The organism is Bacillus sp. FSL R5-0447 (assembly GCF_038606125.1).
Taxonomy (GTDB): Bacteria; Bacillota; Bacilli; order Bacillales; family Bacillaceae; genus Bacillus; species Bacillus velezensis.
In genome coordinates, this window is record NZ_CP152012.1 from 515,885 (window position 1) to 532,752 (window position 16,868).

Consider the following 16,868-nt stretch of genomic DNA (forward strand, 5'->3'; position numbering starts at 1 on the left):
AAGGGGCTAAAGATCATGGATAACAAAAACAAAACCGTCATCAAATCAATGGAACTGCTTCACTTGTTTCTGACTGAACCGAGCCTGAGCTTAAATCAACTGGTTTCTCTATCGGAAATGCCGAAGACGTCGGTTCATCGGATGGCAAGCTCGCTGGAGGAAACGGGATTTCTCACCCGGGCGGCGGACGGCCGTTATCAGCTTGGTCTGATCTTTTTACAATTCGGCCAGCTCGTCTCTGAACGTCTGGACATCAGGAAAATAGCCAAACCGATTATGGAAGAACTGTGCGGCGAAGTGGATGAGGCCGTTCAGCTGATCATGAGGGACGGAGATGAAGCCATTTACGTCGAAAAAATTGAAGGCACCCAAACCGTCCGCCTGTATACGGCAATCGGCCGCCGGTCGCCGCTGTACGCGGGAGCGTGCGCCAGAAGCATTCTATCGTTTCTGCCAAAAGAGGAGATTGACACATACATTCAGAAGACAAAGCTTGCCGCAATCGCCTCAGGCACGATGACGGATCGGGCTGAACTGCTTCACTCCATTGAAAGATCCTTACAATCAGGTTATACGATCAGCTATTCGGAATTAGAAGATTACACGGCGGCGATCGGGGCGCCGATTTTCAATCACGAAGGTAAGGTGGCTGCCGGAATCAGCATCGCCGGCTTCGAAGCCCGGTTTTCAGAGGACAGGCTGCCGTATTTAACCGAAAAGGTCAAAACCGCCGCACAGTATATTTCTGAGAAATTGGGTTATTGACCGAGCCAATTTTTCTTCACTCGCGTACATTACAATATCGATAGTAACGAGTGGAGGAAAGAAAATGGGACTTGTTTATACGGCGCTGGGGGATTCTTTGACGACGGGGAGGGGATCCGGGCCGTTTTCCGCCGGTTTTGTCCAGCGGTTCGGGCGCATGATGGCAGAAGATTTACAGACAAGAACCGACGTATCCATCTTTGCCAAATCAGGCCTTGAGACGGGAGAAATTCTCGGGCTTATGTCCTTGCCGTACATTCAGAGGCGGATTCAGGCTGCTGATATGATTACGATTACGGGCTGCGGCAACGATTTAATCGATTCGGTTCAGGCATATCAGCAAACATCGGACGCTTCGGTGTTCACCAGCGTGTCCAGTCACTGCCATGAGAACTTTGAAAAGATGATTGCCAAGATCGCTGCCTTAAAAGGGCCGCACCCGTCTCCTTATGAGATCCGCGTCTTCAATTTATACAATCCTTTCCCGGGAATCTCCATTGCAGAAAAATGGATATCCTCTTATAATGCGCACCTCAGCACACTCGCATCGGCGCCGTACGTCAAAATCGCCGACGTCCACAGCGCTTTCAAAGGAAAAATGAATGAATATCTCTCTCATGACCGCGTACACCCCAACAGCAAGGGATATGAAGTCATGGCATGCGTCCTGCGGGGGCTCGGATACGGAAGCCTCGCCGGCTCATAACCGCGCGCTCCTTTTCATCGGGAGCGCGCTTTTCGTGCTCCTTAAAACAAACTTAAAATTGTCCGACTTTCGTTCTATCCGCGCAAAAAATACGCTAGAATAATGGGGGATAAAGACAGAAATAGAATTGTGTTCAAAAAATGATAACAGAAAGGATGGATTGCTTTGCTGCGCGCCTTAAAACTGTCACTCGCGATGCTGATTATTATACTTGCGGCCGCCGCATTTACGTATGCGGAACATACCTCTGTCATACAGCCGGTTATGCTCGTGTTTCTCGGTGCGGTCATGTTCATTCAGGGGCTGGAGGAAAAACGGAAAGAAAACGACGGCTCCGGGAAATTCAATATCTATACCGCCGTTTTTGTATGGTCGATCTCCTTAATCGGTTTTACGCTTCACGCGATCTGAGGCTGATAGATCCTGAAAATGCTCCACAACGGGAAATGGTGAATAAAAACGGTGCAGTAAGGCTTTCCATTCCTGATATTCCGGCGATCCGCGAAAGCCTTTTGTATGATCTTCCAATGTCTCCCATTCCACAAGCAGCAAATATTTATGCGTCTTTTCCATACATTTGGACAAGGAATGGGACAGATAACCTTTCATGCCCGCGATAATCGGCTCCGCCCGGCGGAATGCCTCTTCGAATTCCCCCTCAAGACCTTCTTTTACATACAGCATGGCTGCTTCTTTGATCATCTGAAATTCCCCCTTTTTTTAATAGATACATTGTATAAGAATATGGCCCGTGACGGCAGGAAAAACAAAAAAATTTTAAACAATATGAGAAAAAAATCCTTGCCAGCCTGATTTGGTTTAGGAGAAAATAACAGTTGGAAGGCAGGGGAATAGACAGTGAAAAAAGGGTTATACCTATTACTTTTACTCGCAGGAATCATAGGTTTGATCGGCTGCTCGAAAACGGAATCGGCCGAAGACAGAATGAAAGATTTCGTAAAAGACTGGAACGGCGGTCACTACGATAAGATGTACCAAAGCCTCACCCAGGATGAAAAGAAAAAACGATCCAAAAAGGATTTTGTAAAGCGATATGAAACCGTTTATGAACAAGCAGGGGTCAAAAATCTGAAAGTCACTGCCGAAAAACAGGACGAAGACGACAAGAAAAAAGATGACCTCCAGCACATCGATTATAAAGTCAGCATGGATACAAAAGCAGGGAAGGTCGCTTTTGAAAACACGGCCGTCCTGAAAAAAGAAAAAACAGACGATGGAGAATCATGGAACATCGACTGGAATCCTTCTTTTATTTTCAAACAGCTTTCCGATGACAAAACCGTGCAGATCGCAAATGAAGAACCGAAGCGCGGACAAATTTACGACAAAGACGGAAAAGGTCTCGCCGTAAATACCGAGGTGCCGGAAATCGGCATTATCCCTGGAAAACTCGGCAAGGATAAAGACAGCGTGATCAAAAAACTGTCTGAAAAACTGGACCTTTCTGAAGACGATATCAAAAGCAAACTGAACCAGGGCTGGGTAAAAGACGACTCTTATGTCCCGATTCAAAAAATCAGACCGGATGATGAAAGCAAGGTCAAAAGCCTGCTCGCATTAGACGGCGTGACGAAAACGAAAGTCAGCTCCCGCTACTATCCGTACGGCGAAAAAGCGGCCCATCTGACCGGCTATATTAAAACCATCACAGCGGAGCAGCTGAAAAAAGCGAAAGACGGCCAATACAGCGATACTTCCAAAATCGGCATCGCCGGCCTTGAGAATGTATATGAAGACAAGCTGCGCGGCACGACCGGCTGGAAAATTTACGTCCCGCAAACAGGTGAGGTCATTGCTGAAAAGAAAGCCGAAAGCGGGCAGGATATTCATGTAACGATTGACATGAGTACGCAGACGAAGCTGTATGATTCTATGAAAGATGACAGCGGAGCGGCAGTCGCCCTCGAACCGCAAACGGGAGAGACACTCGCGCTCGTCAGCGCACCATCTTATGACCCGAACGGCTTTATTTTCGGCTGGGGCGGAAAAGAATGGAAAAAGCTGAATGAAGATAAAAACAATCCGTTTTCAGCGAAATTCAACAAACTTTATGCGCCGGGTTCAACGATTAAACCGATTGCCGCGGCAGTCGGCCTGACAAACGGAACATTGAAAGCGTCGGAAAAGAAAAAAATCACCGGAAAAGAGTGGCAGAAAGATTCAAGCTGGGGCGGTTACCATGTCACACGCGTATCAGAGCGCCTGAATGAAGTGGATCTCGAAAACGCGCTGATCACATCTGACAACATCTACTTTGCGCAAAATGCCATAGATGCCGGAGCGGACGCGTTTACAAAAGGATTAAAAACATTTGGGTTTGATGAAGAGATTCCGTACCAATTTCCGATTGAAAAGTCTTCAATCGCTAACGGCAAGCTTGATTCCGAGATCCTTCTCGGAGATACGGGCTACGGCCAGGGGCAGATGCTGATGTCTCCGCTGCACTTAGCGGCTGACTATACCGCATTTGTAACAGACGGAAATCTCGTCAAACCGACATTGATCAAAGACGGAGAAAAAACACCGCAAATCTGGCATAAGCAAGTGGTGTCGAAAGCCAATGCCGAAGAAATCACAAAAGGGCTGAGAGGCGTCGTTGAAGATCCGCGCGGCTCTGCATATCAGCCGGCCGTAAGCGGCATTACCGTAGCCGGAAAAACCGGCACAGCCGAGCTGAAAACGTCTAAAGAAGATAAAGACGGCAAAGAAAACGGCTGGTTTGTCGGTTACGATTATAAAAAGAAAGACCTCTTGATCGCGATGATGATTCAAGACGTCAAAAAACGCGGCGGAAGCCATTACGTCGTTGAAAAAGCGAAAAAGCAGTTTCAGAATCATTAAATGACGATTTTTGCGGGCTGAAAGGAAAATCGGCCGCCGAAGCAGAATGAAACAGCATGGGCAATTCCTGAAAACAGAGATACAAGAGGCTCTAAGAAAAAGGGGGATTTCACATGCAGCGCATTCAATTGGCTGAAGACCTGGAATTTTCAAGAGTGATACACGGGCTTTGGCGTCTGAACGAATGGAATGTTTCAGACGGAGAGCTGCTGAATTTGATTGAATGGTGTATCAGCCAAGGCATCACCACCTTCGACCATGCCGATATATACGGCGGTTATACGTGTGAAAAGCTGTTCGGCGGCGCTTTGTCCCTTTCGCCTTCAATAAGGGAGCGAATCGAAATCGTCACAAAATGCGGGATTGTCATTGAATCACCGGAACGGCCCGGAAACAAGTCGCATCATTATAATACGTCGAAGTCTCACATTTTAGCGTCGGCGGAGCAGTCGCTCTTGAATCTGAATACGGATTATCTGGATGTGCTGCTCATTCACAGACCGGACCCGCTTATGGAACCGGAGGCGGTGGCTGAAGCGTTTCATGCGCTGAAAAGCTCGGGAAAGGTCAGATATTTCGGAGTATCGAACTTTAAAGCGCACCAGTACAGAATGCTCGAATCCTATTTGGATGATCCGCTCATCACAAATCAAATTGAAATCTCGGCGTACGAGCTGGAAAATATTCATGACGGCACGCTGGATTTCTGTCAGGAAAAACGCATTCCGCCGATGGCGTGGTCACCGCTTGCGGGCGGGAGCGTCTTTACCGGACAATCAGATAAGGACGTCCGTATCCGTGCCGCGCTTCGTTCCGTACAGGAAGAAATCGGCGCCGCTTCCATTGACGAAGTCATGTACGCATGGCTGTTCACCCACCCGGCAGACATCATGCCGATTGTCGGCAGCGGAAAAGAGAACCGCATTTCCGCCGCGGTGCGTGCATCCGCGTACAAACTCAGCCATGATCAGTGGTTCCGGATTTATACCGGTGTCCAAGGCTGCGATATTCCATAAACAGAACAAACGCCCGGAAGCTATCTTCCGGGCGTTTGTTTATGTGGTGTGCAATGTCTAAAAACAAGTAAGGTCACTTTGAAGTATAGCCGTGCGGATCAAGAGTAACAAGCGTCATGGCATATTATCTGACACATTTTTCTTTTTCAATACTGTCACACGGCCCAGTGCCAAATTGCCATTTGAAAATGGTTGAATAATCATTGAAAGCGTTTTATATTATAACTTACACCACTTTCCCCGGCAGCACTCCCCATATGCCATACTTCTCACAACTAGAAAATCTGGAGGCGCGTTTCATGTATATGACAGCGAGAGAACAAAAATTAATGAAACATCTATTACTGCAGAACCGGTACGAGACAGTGCATGAACTGGCGGAAGCTTTACAAGTCAGCACAAGAACCGTTCACCGCGAGTTAAAAACAATCAAACCGATAATGGAATCATTCGGTCTGGCACTTGATAAGCAGCCCGGCAAAGGACTGAAAGCGGTTGGAAACCCGGAGGACAAACAAAAACTCCTGTCAGACCTGTCCTATGAACAGCATGAATACAGCGCTGAGGAGCGGAAACTTTTAATTCTATGTTCACTATTAGAGTCTCAAGAGCCGATCAAGCTCTACAGTCTGGCGAACGAACTGCAAGTGACAAACGCGACGATCAGCTATGACCTGGATGAGCTGGAGACTTGGATTGCGCCCTTCGGCTTGACGCTGATCCGAAAAAGGGGCTTCGGCATTCAGCTGACGGGGCCGGAAAATGCGAAACGGAAAATCGTCGGCAATCTCATCGTCAACCGCCTTGATATTCAAAGCTTTTTGGAAGCGGTTGAATTGAATATTAAAGGAAAACCGGACGATGCTGAAAAAATGTTCGGCGTCGTAAATAAAGCGGAACTTTTGAAAATGGACCGGCTCTTAATTCAGCTCAAGGAAAAAATCGCGATCGCCTTATCTGACAGCTCATACATGGCGCTTGCGGTTCATTTAACCTTTGCGATGGACCGGATCAGGCTCGGAGAAACCATCACGATGGAGGCTTCGGAACTAAAAGCGCTGCAGCAGACGAAGGAGTACGGCTCTGCGCTGGAAATGGCAAAAGAGCTTGAAAAAGCGTTCGGCGTTTCAATTCCGGAAGCTGAGATCGGATATATCACCATTCATTTGCGGAGCGCCAACCGCAAATACAAAACGGAATTCAAACCGGAAGACATAGAGGTTGAAACGGCCTTGCAAACGAAGCAGCTGATCGGCTTCATTTCTGAAAAAATTAAAATTGATCTGACGGAAAACGGTTCTTTATACGACGGTTTAATCGCCCATCTGGAGCCTGCGATCAACCGGGTAAAAGAAAATATCGACATGTACAACCCGATGACCGAGCAAATTAAACGCGACTACTTCCTGCTGTACATGGCCGTAGAAGAAGGAATGGAAAAATTCTTTCCGGGGCTTCTTTTCTCTGATAATGAGATCGCTTTCATCGTTCTTCACTTCGGCTCTGCTTTGGAAATCAAACGGGAAGAAGCGAAGATCAAAGCGCTGATCGTCTGTTCAAGCGGCATCGGGTCGTCCAAAATGCTCGCATCCAGGCTGAAAAAAGAGCTTTCGGAAATCCGTTCCTTTGATATGTCTTCCCTCATCGAACTGAAGGATCGAGACATCACCGCGTATGACATGATCGTATCCACCGTTCCGATCCCGTATGAAAACATTGATTACGTCATGGTCAGTCCGCTTTTAAACGAAGAAGACGCTGATCAGGTCAAGCAGTACATCAAAAGAAAAATTCCGCTGATTCTTGACAAAAAAAGAAACGGTGAAAGAGAGGAGAAGCAGCCGGAGACGCCTGATATGCTGGAAGCGGCCGGCCGTATGGCGCATTACGCGGCGGTTATCCAAAGCGTGCTGCGGAACTTTTCGATCAAATCCATTGATTCAAACACGGCGTATGAGCTGTTTTTGAACCGTATGTTTGACATGCTGGAGCAAGAAGGATTGGTTCATAATGCCCAAAAAACCGCACAGCGCCTTGCTGAGCGTGAACGACAGGGCGGACTCGGCATTCCGGGAACGGCGATGGCCCTGTACCATCTCAAAAATGAAGAAATTGTCACGCCTTTTTTCAAAATTTATGATTTGACAGCTCCATGCAGTGTCAAAGGCATGGACGGAAATTCCCTGACCGTCGACCGCGCTTTGGTGATGATGGCGCCGGCTGATATGCCCGCTGAAGGCTCGGAAATACTAAGTGCGGTCAGCTCGGCCATCATCGAGTCCGAAGACAGTATAAAAGCCTTCCAGACTGAGGATGAGGCCGATTTATACAAACGTTTAAACAAGCTGTTTTATCATTTCATTCAGGAGAAAGGACAGCGGTAAACAGGAAGCGCACACCTCATGTGGGGTGTGTTTTTTTGTGCATGTATGAGGGTAAGGGGAAGGGAAGAAACTAAAAACACGGGACTATTGTATCATTCACTGATGGAATAGTTCTAAAACAAAATAGTTTTACAAGTTATATTTTTTGGTTTAAAATGGGTTGCGTGAGAAAGAAAATCTGACAGAGTTTTTTTGTGATTTATCATTATGGGAGATGAAAATATGGAGACATTACAGCATCTGATTCTGCATGACATTTCAAATAGCGAAGAGATCGAAGCTGTAAAAAGCGGTGCGTATACCCTGACCTACGCGGAATATCGAAAACGAATCAACCAGCTTGCACAAGCGCTTCTTGATAAAGGAATAAAAAAAGGCGACAGAGTGGCGATGCTTTGCAAAAACGGCCACGCGGCATCCATTGTCATGTTTGCGGCACTCGAAATCGGCGCGGTGGTTGTGCCGGTCAGCTGGCAATTAACACCTTACGAAATGAAAGGCATTTTAGCAGCCTGTGAACCGAAAGCTGTTTTTTACGGCACTGAATTTAAAGAGATCATGGAAGAAGTGCTTCCTGCGCTGGTATCTTCTCTTAAACTGAAGGTCGAGACCGGAACAGCTGCGGAGACAACGCCTCAGTTTGACGCTTTATTGACAGGCTCCGGTGATACACCGGATGTCGAAACGGTGTCTGAAAACGATACGGCATTGCTGATGTTTACCTCAGGTACAACCGGCAATCCGAAACGCTGCATGATCACTCACGGCGGCATATACAACTACGTAAACGCGACATTGGCATACACGGGGAGAATGCAGCATGTCCGCTTCTTAGCATGCCATCCGAATTACCATACGAGCGCGATTATCTGCCAGATGGTCGGCACGATGAGCGGAACGACATTCATTATGACAGACAATCAGGACCCTGTGGAAAACCTGAAGCTCATCGAAAAAGAAAAAATTCAAACCATCATGGCGCTGCCAGTCTATTTCACATACCTGCTGAAAGCATGGGAAACGCATCAGACTGACATGTCTTCTATCGTTTATATGATGACGGGAGGCACAAAGGTGCCAAGCAGCCTGATCCAGCAGTATCTCGATATCGGCATTCCGCTCATGCACGGATACGGAAGCACGGAAGCGTGGGGTATCAGCTCTTGGAATCCGCAAATGGGAATGGATAAAGCCGCTTCCGCGGGTAAACCGATGGAAGAAGTGGACGTCCGCGTTGTAGATCCGGAAACAGGTGAATTCCTTCCGCAAGGCTCAATCGGAGAAGTCGTTGTGAAAAGTCCGTTTTTATTCAAAGGCTACGAAGGTAACGAAGAAGCGACACGAAAAGTGCTGAAAGACGGCTGGTTCCATACCGGCGATTCCGGCTATGTGGATGAAGGCGGATTTATCTTTATCACCGGACGTTACAAAGATGTCATCATCTACGGCGGCGACAATATTTATCCCGACCAGATTGAAGAGGTCATTCAGCAAGTGCCGGGCATTCTTGAAACGGCGGTTGTCGGTATCCCTGATCCGCTTTACGGTGAAAAGCCGAAAGCGTTCATCGTGACAAACGGCAGAGAAGGCCTGACAGAAGAAGAAGTGACCCGATTCCTTCAAGAACGTCTTGCCGCCTTTAAAATTCCGGAAATTGAGTTCGTCAGCGAACTTCCGAAAAACAACCTTGGAAAAGTGAGAAAAGACGTGCTCCGCAAACAAGCGGTCCGTTCATAATTGAAAACAAAAACCCGGCTGCCAGCCGGGTTTTTTTCTTGCGTTCCATGTGAAACATTTTTCTCCGAAAACATTCTGAACTGTCTCAATCATGTTTATCCGGAAGACTGACGAGGTAGACAAGAAATATGAGATCGAACAAGAAGGAGGAACTTAACATGGAAAACTATCCGAAGGAATTCCCGGCGGAATCACAAAACCGCCAGCCGGGCATTGAAAGCGAAATGAATCCGGCGCCTGTTTATGAATACAAAGAATATAAAGGCGCTGATAAATTAAAAGGGAAAACCGCACTTATCACAGGGGGCGACAGCGGTATAGGACGCGCCGTAGCGGTTGCTTACGCGAAGGAAGGCGCAAATGTCGCGATCGTCTATTTTGATGAACACGGTGATGCGGAAGATACAAAAAAACGAGTGGAAGAAGAAGGCGTAAAATGTCTGTTAATCCCCGGCGATGTCGGTGAGGAAGACTTTTGCAATGAAGCGGTTGAAAAAACGGTTGAAGAATTCGGGCGTCTTGATATTCTCGTGAATAACGCCGCGGAACAGCATCCGAAAGAAAGCATTAAAGACATCACAAGCGATCAGCTTCACAGAACCTTTAAAACAAACTTTTACTCACAATTTTATTTGACTAAAAAAGCGATTGATTACATGAAGCCGGGCAGCGCGATCATCAATACGACATCCATTAATCCTTACACAGGCAATCCGCAGCTGATTGACTACACGGCTACGAAAGGCGCGATTAACGGTTTTACGAGATCCATGGCGCAAGCGCTCGTCAACGACGGTATCCGTGTCAACGCCGTGGCGCCGGGGCCGATCTGGACACCGCTTATTCCGGCGACATTCTCAGAAGAAACAGTCGCTTCCTTCGGTCAGACTACACCGATGGGCCGGGCAGGCCAGCCTGTTGAACATGTCGGCTGCTATGTGCTCTTGGCCTCAGATGAATCATCTTATATGACCGGGCAGACGCTGCATGTCAACGGCGGCGGATTTGTAAACACATAAGGGGGCTGAAGCATGACGATATCGAAACATGACGTGAATGCATACTATCAAAATGCGGGAATCGTTCTGACTGATGATGAAGTCGAAGACATTCAAATTATGGATTACGGTTTAGGTAAGCTTAAGGAAACCGGGCTTCAGCTGTTTATTTACGTGAATACCGACCGCTACTGTTCGAAAGAATTGGTGCTCTTTCCGCGCCAGACGTGTCCGGAACACCGCCATCCGCCGGTCGGCGGCGAGAAGGGAAAACAAGAGACATTCCGCTGCCGCTGGGGGAAGGTGTATCTCTACGTGGAAGGCGAAAAGACAGAGAACCCAAGCGTCCTCCCGCCGGAAGAAGACAAGGAATACTACACCGTCTGGCATGAGATTGTGCTTGAGCCGGGCGGACAATACACCATACCGCCGGATACGAAGCATTGGTTTCAAGCGGGAGAAGAAGGGGCGGTCGTCACGGAAATGTCATCGACAAGCACGGATGATCACGATGTTTTCACCGACCCGCGCATTTAAGGATGAGGCTGCACGCCTCATCTTTTTTTGTATGGAAAAAAATGAATTTACCTGTATAATGGCTAATAAAGGAAAGAAGGTGTGATCGTGTTTTCCTGTCAAATCCGGGAACATCTGACGATCAGATTGCTTGCCAAAGAAGATACGGACGAATTGTATTCTGTTATGAAGCGAAATCAAAACCATCTCAGCGAATGGCTCAGCTGGGCGGAAGAACTGGCTGATATCGATACGTACCGCGATGTGATCATCCCCGAATGGCGCTATAAATACGCGGAAGAAAATGGGTTTGACGCCGGAATTTTTGTGAAGGGCCGGTTTTGCGGCATGATCAGCATCCATAATGTCGATACAGCCAATCAAAAAGCAGAGATCGGCTACTGGCTGGATCGAGAGCATGAAGGGTTCGGCATTATCACCGCAAGCTGCCGGGCGGTCATCACCCATGCATTTCAGGATCTCGGCCTGAACCGTATTATGATCAGCGCGGCTGAAAAAAACACGAAAAGCAGGGCGGTGGCGGAACGGCTCAGATTTCAGAAAGAAGGACTGACGAGAGAAGGCATTTTCGTACAGGGCGCCTATCATGACACGGTGAACTACAGCATGCTGAAGCGGGAATGGAGCGAAGATCGGCAGAAGAGCACATTTCTTGGTTTAAATGTCTTCCCCAATGTGGAAAAGTAAAAGCGGAGACGTTAAAAAGGAGTGATTCTTCATGAATCAAAATGAAATCAAAGAAAAAGTGCTTGAAGTACTGGATCATCATAAAGTCGGTTCGCTTGCGACGGTAGAGCAAGGCAAACCGCATTCACGCTACATGACATTTTTCCATGACGGCTTAACGATTTACACGCCGACGAGCAAAGACACTCATAAAGCGGAAGAAATTGAAAACAATCCGAATGTTCATATTCTGTTAGGGTATGACTGTGAAGGATTCGGTGACGCTTATGTGGAAGTGGCCGGAACCGCCAAACTGAACAACTCAGCCGATTTAAAAGAAAAGCTGTGGGATCCGAAACTGGAACGCTGGTTTGACGGAAAAGACGATCCGAACCTGGTGATTCTTGAAATTGAACCGAAGCAGATCAAGCTCATGAACGCGGGTGAAAAAACGCCGGCCGAGCTGGAACTTTAATAAATCATTTGATTATTCAGGGGCAATCTGTTATACTTAACTGCTAAGTGACAACATGCAAATAAAAAAGAAAGTAAACTTCTTTTTTCTGTTTTGATATAGAAGCTTCAGGCTTCAACGGACAGCTTGAAAAAAAGCTGAGCTTATTCTTTTCCTTCTGATATTCGCCCCTAACGAAGAGATGGAAAAAAGACTTTTTGTTTTACAATTCACACCGGCGCGGCTTCGGAGCCGCAGTGACGATTGAGAGGTAGGGCTTTCGTTGTCTTGTGTTCAAGAACTTCCATGGTGTTTACTTTCGAAGAATGATTCTGTCGGAACTGTTAATACACGAATCACCCGCGGGCTAAGGCGGGCAACCATATATTATTTATTTGCGTAAGAAAAGAATAAGACAAAACCGCTCCGGACATCCGGGCGGTTTTTTTATGTAACCGGCCGAAACCTCGCCGCAGTCTGCAGAGTCTAATCAGTAGAAAAGATTTGGAGGAATCATACATTGCACGTTATTACTTCACAAGTACTGTTTATCTTCTGTTTTCTGCTGCTGATACATTCGATTGAAACGCTTGCCTATGCAACACGGCTTTCCGGCGCGAGAGTCGGATTTATCGCGTCCGCGCTGTCATTATTTAATGTCATGGTCATCGTGTCGCGCATGTCAAACATGGTTCAGCAGCCGTTTACCGGACATCTGATTGATGCCGCCGGATCAAACGCCCTGTCTGTTGTGGATGCTCAGTTTCGATTTTTAATATTCGGCTCCACGGTCGGAACGATGCTCGGCATCTGTCTTTTGCCGACATTCGTCGCGTTATTCTCCAGGGCGATTATACACTTGGCGGACGGAGGAGGCTCCGTCATGCAGGTATTTAAGAAAGGATTTTCACTGAACGGGCTGAAGCATGCGCGTTCTTATATCAGACTGCCGTCAGTCTCCTATTTAAAGGGGCTTCAATTCCGAATGATTCCGAAACGCTTGTTTGTCATTAATATGGTCATTACGTCTATTTACACGATCGGTGTTCTGTCCGCTCTGTACGCCGGCCTTCTGGCGCCTGAGCACAGCACGACCGCCGTGATGGCATCAGGCTTAATCAACGGAGTTGCGACTATGCTGTTGGCTGTGTTTGTTGACCCGAAAGTATCCGTACTGGCAGACGATGTGGCGAAGGGCAAGCGCAGCTACGTCTCCTTAAAATGGACATCGTTGACGATGGTGACATCAAGGGTGGCGGGCACGCTTCTCGCCCAGCTCGTATTCATCCCCGGCGCTTATTATATCGCCTGGGTGACGAAATGGATGTAACGCATGAAAAAAGCTCCTCTGCAGAAGAGGAGCTTTTTTATTGATAATGTCTCAGGCCGCGATCATAAATAAAATTACCGAACGGAATAAAGGCCGCGATAAAACCGGCGGCTGACCATTTCACATGCCATTTGACAGTAAACGCCGCATACGCCAGCACCGCCAGATAAATGATAAACAAACCGCCGTGAATGGAACCGGCAATGGTGACGGCGAGCGGATGATGAGCCCAATACTTCAGCGGCATCGCGATAAACAGCAGCACCAAAAGCGACATTCCTTCAATAAACCCCATCGTGCGAAGTCTGCCGATAGGCGTGTGTAACATACAGCTCCCTCCTGTCGGACATCTTTTTTCCTCTATACTATAAGCAAAGGGCAGTCCTAATATGACCATTTCGCGTCAGTTCCTAAAAAACCTTTATTAATTCAGCCTGTTGTTCTTGTCATTTTTCGGATTTCTCTTGATAATATAGCCAAAAGGGTAAGGAAGGACTACAGTCATGAAACTAGATAATGTGGATCTGAGCATCATTAAAGAGCTGCAGCGGGACAGCCGCCTGTCCATGCGGGAACTGGGCAGAAAAATCAAATTGTCAGCCCCGTCCGTCACAGAGCGTGTCAGACAGCTTGAATCCTTCGGCGTCATTAAGCGCTATACATTGGACATTGATCAAAAAAAGATCGGGCTTCCCGTCTCCTGCATTGTCGAAGCGACGGTGAAAAACGGGAAATACGATCAATTCAAAACCTACATTCAATCCATTCCCAACATTGAATTTTGTTTTCGGGTCGCCGGGGCGGCGTGTTATATGCTGAAGATGAACGCGGACAGCCTGGAAACGATCGAACACTTCATCAACCGCACCTCTCCGTATGCCCAAACCGTGACCCACGTCATTTTCTCAGAAATTGACACAAAAAACGTCCTCGATTAGAGGGAGCGTGAGGAAGTCTGTTATAATAACAGGATGATTGTGAAAGAAAGAGAAGTGAAAAGCATGTCAAAAACAGTTGTATTAGCTGAAAAACCTTCAGTCGGCCGGGACTTGGCCCGCGTTCTGAAGTGTCATAAAAAAGGAAACGGATATCTTGAAGGCGACCGCTACATCGTCACATGGGCGCTCGGGCATCTGGTAACGCTCGCTGACCCTGAAGGATACGGCAAAGAATTTCAATCATGGCGGCTTGAGGATCTGCCGATTATTCCGGAGCCTTTAAAGCTCGTCGTCATTAAAAAAACAGGAAAACAGTTCAATGCGGTCAAAGCTCAGCTTGTCCGGAAAGACGTCACCCAGATCGTAATCGCTACAGACGCAGGACGGGAAGGGGAGCTTGTGGCCCGCTGGATTATCGAAAAGGCAAACGTCCGCAAACCGATTAAGCGGCTGTGGATTTCCTCTGTGACGGATAAGGCGATTAAAGAAGGATTTCAAAAGCTCCGCAGCGGCAAAGAGTACGAAAACCTGTATCATTCCGCCGTTGCCAGAGCGGAAGCGGATTGGATCGTCGGCATCAACGCGACCCGCGCGCTGACGACGAAATTTAACGCGCAGCTGTCATGCGGACGCGTCCAGACTCCGACATTGGCGATGATCGCCAAGCGTGAAGCGGACATTCAGGCGTTCAAACCCGTTCCTTATTACGGTCTCCGCGCGGCTGCTGATCAGATGACGCTGACATGGCAGGATAAAAAAACAAAGCAGACAAGAACATTCGATCAGACGGTGACCGGCCGTTTGGCAAAAGATCTCCAAGGAAAGCCGGCGGTCATTTCAGAATTGAAAAAAACGGCGAAGAAAAGCTTCGCTCCCGGTCTTTATGACTTGACGGAATTGCAGCGGGACGCTCATAAGCGCTTCGGTTTCTCCGCAAAAGAGACGCTGTCCGTGCTTCAAAAGCTGTATGAACAGCATAAGCTTGTCACTTACCCGCGGACGGATTCCAGATTCCTTTCCGCAGACATCGTGCCGACTTTAAAAGACCGTTTAAACGGCATGGAAGTTAAGCCGTACGCACAGTACGTCAATCAAATACTGAAGCGGGGCGTCAAAGCGCATAAAGGATTCGTCAATGATGCGAAAGTATCGGATCACCATGCCATCATTCCGACAGAGGAGCCGCTGATCCTTTCAAGCCTCAGCGACAAAGAACGAAAGCTTTACGACCTGATTGCCAAACGTTTTCTCGCCGTGTTAATGCCGGCGTTCGAATACGAAGAAACAAAGGTCACAGCCGATATCGGCGGCGAAACATTTACCGCAAAAGGGAAAACGGTTCAATCGTCTGGCTGGAAAGCCGTGTATGATATGTACGAGGATGACGACGATCATGAGGAAGACAAAGACCAGACGCTCCCGGATCTTCAGCAGGGTCAGCGCCTCACTGTCTCATCACTGAAAGAAACGAGCGGACAGACGAAACCGCCGGCGCGCTTTAATGAAGGCACGCTGTTATCTGCGATGGAGAACCCAAGCGCCTTTATGCAGGGAGAAGAGAAGAACCTTGTGAAAACATTGGGTGAAACCGGCGGACTCGGAACAGTCGCCACCCGCGCTGACATCATTGAAAAACTGTTCAACAGTTTCTTGATCGAGAAAAAAGAAAAAGATATTTTCATTACGTCAAAAGGGAAGCAGCTCTTACAGCTCGTCCCGGAAGATTTAAAATCACCGGCCTTAACCGCTGAGTGGGAGCAAAAGCTCTCCGCCATCGCAGCGGGCAAACTGAAATCCGCCGTGTTCATTAAAGACATGAAAACATATGCGGGCAAAACGGTGAAGGAAATCAAAAACAGCAGCCAAACCTTCAGACATGACAACATTTCAGGCACCGCCTGCCCTGATTGCGGCAAAATGATGCTTAAAGTCAACGGCAAACGCGGCACGATGCTCGTATGTCAGGATCGTGAGTGCGGCAGCCGGAAAACGCTGGCAAGAAAAACAAACGCCCGCTGTCCGAACTGTCATAAGAAAATGGAGCTTCGCGGCCAGGGCGAAGGCCAAACCTTCGCATGTGTATGCGGCCACCGGGAGAAACTGTCCGTCTTTGAAAAGCGCAAGGCGAAAGATAAATCCGGACGCGCATCCAAGCGGGACATCAACTCTTATATGAAAAGCCAAAACAAAGAGGAGCCGATGAACAACGCGCTGGCAGAACAGCTGAAAAAACTCGGCCTGGATAAATAGATCAGAGAAAGGCAGCATTTGTAAAGAAATGCTGCCTTTTGTTGTGTTTTTAACTGTAATGGGAATACGATCCAGACGAAGAGGGAAAAGGTGAGCAGACGGCGCTCCCATTTAAAATTTCCCAATGTGAAAAAATGCTAGTATTCTTTTATCATTTCCTATATAGTAAAAATACTTTGTGAAAAAATAAGATATGGGTCTAAAAAAGGATTTATAAAATAGGAG

General features: G+C 47.6%; 16 protein-coding genes. 14 read left to right on the top strand and 2 right to left on the bottom strand.

Annotated features, from left to right (window positions below; genetic code table 11):
- The first annotated feature begins 15 nt into the window (after nucleotides 1-15).
- The 3 genes from NYE68_RS02570 (at nucleotide 16) to NYE68_RS02580 (ending at nucleotide 1,882) form a co-directional block, all read left to right on the top strand.
- Entirely contained in the window at nucleotides 16-765 is a 750-nt protein-coding gene (locus NYE68_RS02570; RefSeq protein WP_324636124.1) for an IclR family transcriptional regulator, read from the top strand.
- A 64-nt stretch (nucleotides 766-829) separates the two neighbouring features.
- Nucleotides 830-1,471 (top strand): GDSL-type esterase/lipase family protein, encoded by a 642-nt coding sequence (locus NYE68_RS02575; protein WP_064107410.1) that lies wholly within the window; start codon nucleotides 830-832, stop codon nucleotides 1,469-1,471.
- A gap of 165 nt (nucleotides 1,472-1,636) precedes the next feature.
- The gene (locus tag NYE68_RS02580) at nucleotides 1,637-1,882 is read left to right on the top strand and encodes a YczI family protein (RefSeq protein WP_003156283.1); all 246 of its coding nucleotides are present in this window, start codon (nucleotides 1,637-1,639) and stop codon (nucleotides 1,880-1,882) included.
- On the opposite strand, the gene NYE68_RS02585 is transcribed toward NYE68_RS02580, so the two are convergent.
- Nucleotides 1,853-2,173 carry an antibiotic biosynthesis monooxygenase gene (locus NYE68_RS02585; protein ID WP_053573724.1) on the bottom strand — a complete coding sequence of 107 codons (321 nt, stop codon included), beginning with the start codon at nucleotides 2,171-2,173 and terminating at the stop codon, nucleotides 1,853-1,855. The genes NYE68_RS02580 and NYE68_RS02585 overlap by 30 nt on opposite strands.
- 156 nt (nucleotides 2,174-2,329) lie before the next feature.
- Between NYE68_RS02585 and NYE68_RS02590 the strand changes: the two genes are divergently transcribed.
- The 9 genes from NYE68_RS02590 to NYE68_RS02630 all read left to right on the top strand — a co-directional run bounded on the left by NYE68_RS02590 (nucleotide 2,330) and on the right by NYE68_RS02630 (nucleotide 13,455).
- Entirely contained in the window at nucleotides 2,330-4,333 is a 2,004-nt protein-coding gene (locus NYE68_RS02590; protein ID WP_053573723.1) for a penicillin-binding transpeptidase domain-containing protein, read from the top strand.
- Nucleotides 4,334-4,446: 113 nt separating this feature from the next.
- Nucleotides 4,447-5,349, top strand: a complete 903-nt coding sequence (locus tag NYE68_RS02595) for an aldo/keto reductase family oxidoreductase (protein ID WP_007410303.1) — start codon at nucleotides 4,447-4,449, stop codon at nucleotides 5,347-5,349.
- Between the two features lie 299 nt (nucleotides 5,350-5,648).
- Nucleotides 5,649-7,733 (top strand): transcription antiterminator, encoded by a 2,085-nt coding sequence (locus tag NYE68_RS02600; RefSeq protein WP_053573722.1) that lies wholly within the window; start codon nucleotides 5,649-5,651, stop codon nucleotides 7,731-7,733.
- Nucleotides 7,734-7,955: 222 nt separating this feature from the next.
- Nucleotides 7,956-9,470 (top strand): class I adenylate-forming enzyme family protein, encoded by a 1,515-nt coding sequence (locus NYE68_RS02605; protein WP_053573721.1) that lies wholly within the window; start codon nucleotides 7,956-7,958, stop codon nucleotides 9,468-9,470.
- Nucleotides 9,471-9,628: 158 nt separating this feature from the next.
- The gene (locus tag NYE68_RS02610) at nucleotides 9,629-10,489 is read left to right on the top strand and encodes an SDR family oxidoreductase (protein WP_053573720.1); all 861 of its coding nucleotides are present in this window, start codon (nucleotides 9,629-9,631) and stop codon (nucleotides 10,487-10,489) included.
- Nucleotides 10,490-10,501: 12 nt separating this feature from the next.
- On the top strand, nucleotides 10,502-11,005 hold the full coding sequence (locus NYE68_RS02615; RefSeq protein WP_053573719.1) for a D-lyxose/D-mannose family sugar isomerase: 504 nt from the start codon (nucleotides 10,502-10,504) through the stop codon (nucleotides 11,003-11,005).
- An 87-nt stretch (nucleotides 11,006-11,092) separates the two neighbouring features.
- Nucleotides 11,093-11,692 (top strand): GNAT family protein, encoded by a 600-nt coding sequence (locus NYE68_RS02620; RefSeq protein WP_324636123.1) that lies wholly within the window; start codon nucleotides 11,093-11,095, stop codon nucleotides 11,690-11,692.
- A gap of 31 nt (nucleotides 11,693-11,723) precedes the next feature.
- Nucleotides 11,724-12,146, top strand: coding sequence for a pyridoxamine 5'-phosphate oxidase family protein (locus NYE68_RS02625; protein ID WP_003156270.1), 423 nt, complete (start codon nucleotides 11,724-11,726; stop codon nucleotides 12,144-12,146).
- A 499-nt stretch (nucleotides 12,147-12,645) separates the two neighbouring features.
- Nucleotides 12,646-13,455, top strand: a complete 810-nt coding sequence (locus NYE68_RS02630; protein WP_015416841.1) for a lipid II flippase Amj family protein — start codon at nucleotides 12,646-12,648, stop codon at nucleotides 13,453-13,455.
- A gap of 37 nt (nucleotides 13,456-13,492) precedes the next feature.
- Here the strand turns inward: NYE68_RS02630 and NYE68_RS02635 are convergent, their stop codons facing one another.
- A complete protein-coding gene (locus NYE68_RS02635) occupies nucleotides 13,493-13,783 on the bottom strand; it encodes a DUF3817 domain-containing protein (RefSeq protein WP_007410179.1) in 291 nt (96 codons plus the stop codon).
- A 175-nt stretch (nucleotides 13,784-13,958) separates the two neighbouring features.
- Between NYE68_RS02635 and NYE68_RS02640 the strand changes: the two genes are divergently transcribed.
- Nucleotides 13,959-14,393, top strand: coding sequence for an Lrp/AsnC family transcriptional regulator (locus NYE68_RS02640; RefSeq protein ID WP_007410180.1), 435 nt, complete (start codon nucleotides 13,959-13,961; stop codon nucleotides 14,391-14,393).
- Between the two features lie 63 nt (nucleotides 14,394-14,456).
- Complete coding sequence (locus NYE68_RS02645; protein ID WP_324636122.1) at nucleotides 14,457-16,643, top strand: DNA topoisomerase III; 2,187 nt, start codon at nucleotides 14,457-14,459, stop codon at nucleotides 16,641-16,643.
- Nucleotides 16,644-16,868 lie beyond the last annotated feature (225 nt).

Excerpts from the sequence above, each read along its gene's own strand:
- NYE68_RS02625 (WP_003156270.1), top strand. The coding sequence starts at position 11,724 with ATGAATCAAAATGAAATCAAAGAAAAAGTGCTTGAAGTACTGGATCAT.
- NYE68_RS02595 (WP_007410303.1), top strand. The coding sequence starts at position 4,447 with ATGCAGCGCATTCAATTGGCTGAAGACCTGGAATTTTCAAGAGTGATA.
- NYE68_RS02600 (WP_053573722.1), top strand. The coding sequence starts at position 5,649 with ATGTATATGACAGCGAGAGAACAAAAATTAATGAAACATCTATTACTG.
- NYE68_RS02640 (WP_007410180.1), top strand. The coding sequence starts at position 13,959 with ATGAAACTAGATAATGTGGATCTGAGCATCATTAAAGAGCTGCAGCGG.
- NYE68_RS02610 (WP_053573720.1), top strand. The coding sequence starts at position 9,629 with ATGGAAAACTATCCGAAGGAATTCCCGGCGGAATCACAAAACCGCCAG.
- NYE68_RS02635 (WP_007410179.1), bottom strand. The coding sequence starts at position 13,783 with ATGTTACACACGCCTATCGGCAGACTTCGCACGATGGGGTTTATTGAA.
- NYE68_RS02575 (WP_064107410.1), top strand. The coding sequence starts at position 830 with ATGGGACTTGTTTATACGGCGCTGGGGGATTCTTTGACGACGGGGAGG.
- NYE68_RS02615 (WP_053573719.1), top strand. The coding sequence starts at position 10,502 with ATGACGATATCGAAACATGACGTGAATGCATACTATCAAAATGCGGGA.
- NYE68_RS02645 (WP_324636122.1), top strand. The coding sequence starts at position 14,457 with ATGTCAAAAACAGTTGTATTAGCTGAAAAACCTTCAGTCGGCCGGGAC.
- NYE68_RS02605 (WP_053573721.1), top strand. The coding sequence starts at position 7,956 with ATGGAGACATTACAGCATCTGATTCTGCATGACATTTCAAATAGCGAA.
- NYE68_RS02585 (WP_053573724.1), bottom strand. The coding sequence starts at position 2,173 with ATGATCAAAGAAGCAGCCATGCTGTATGTAAAAGAAGGTCTTGAGGGG.
- NYE68_RS02570 (WP_324636124.1), top strand. The coding sequence starts at position 16 with ATGGATAACAAAAACAAAACCGTCATCAAATCAATGGAACTGCTTCAC.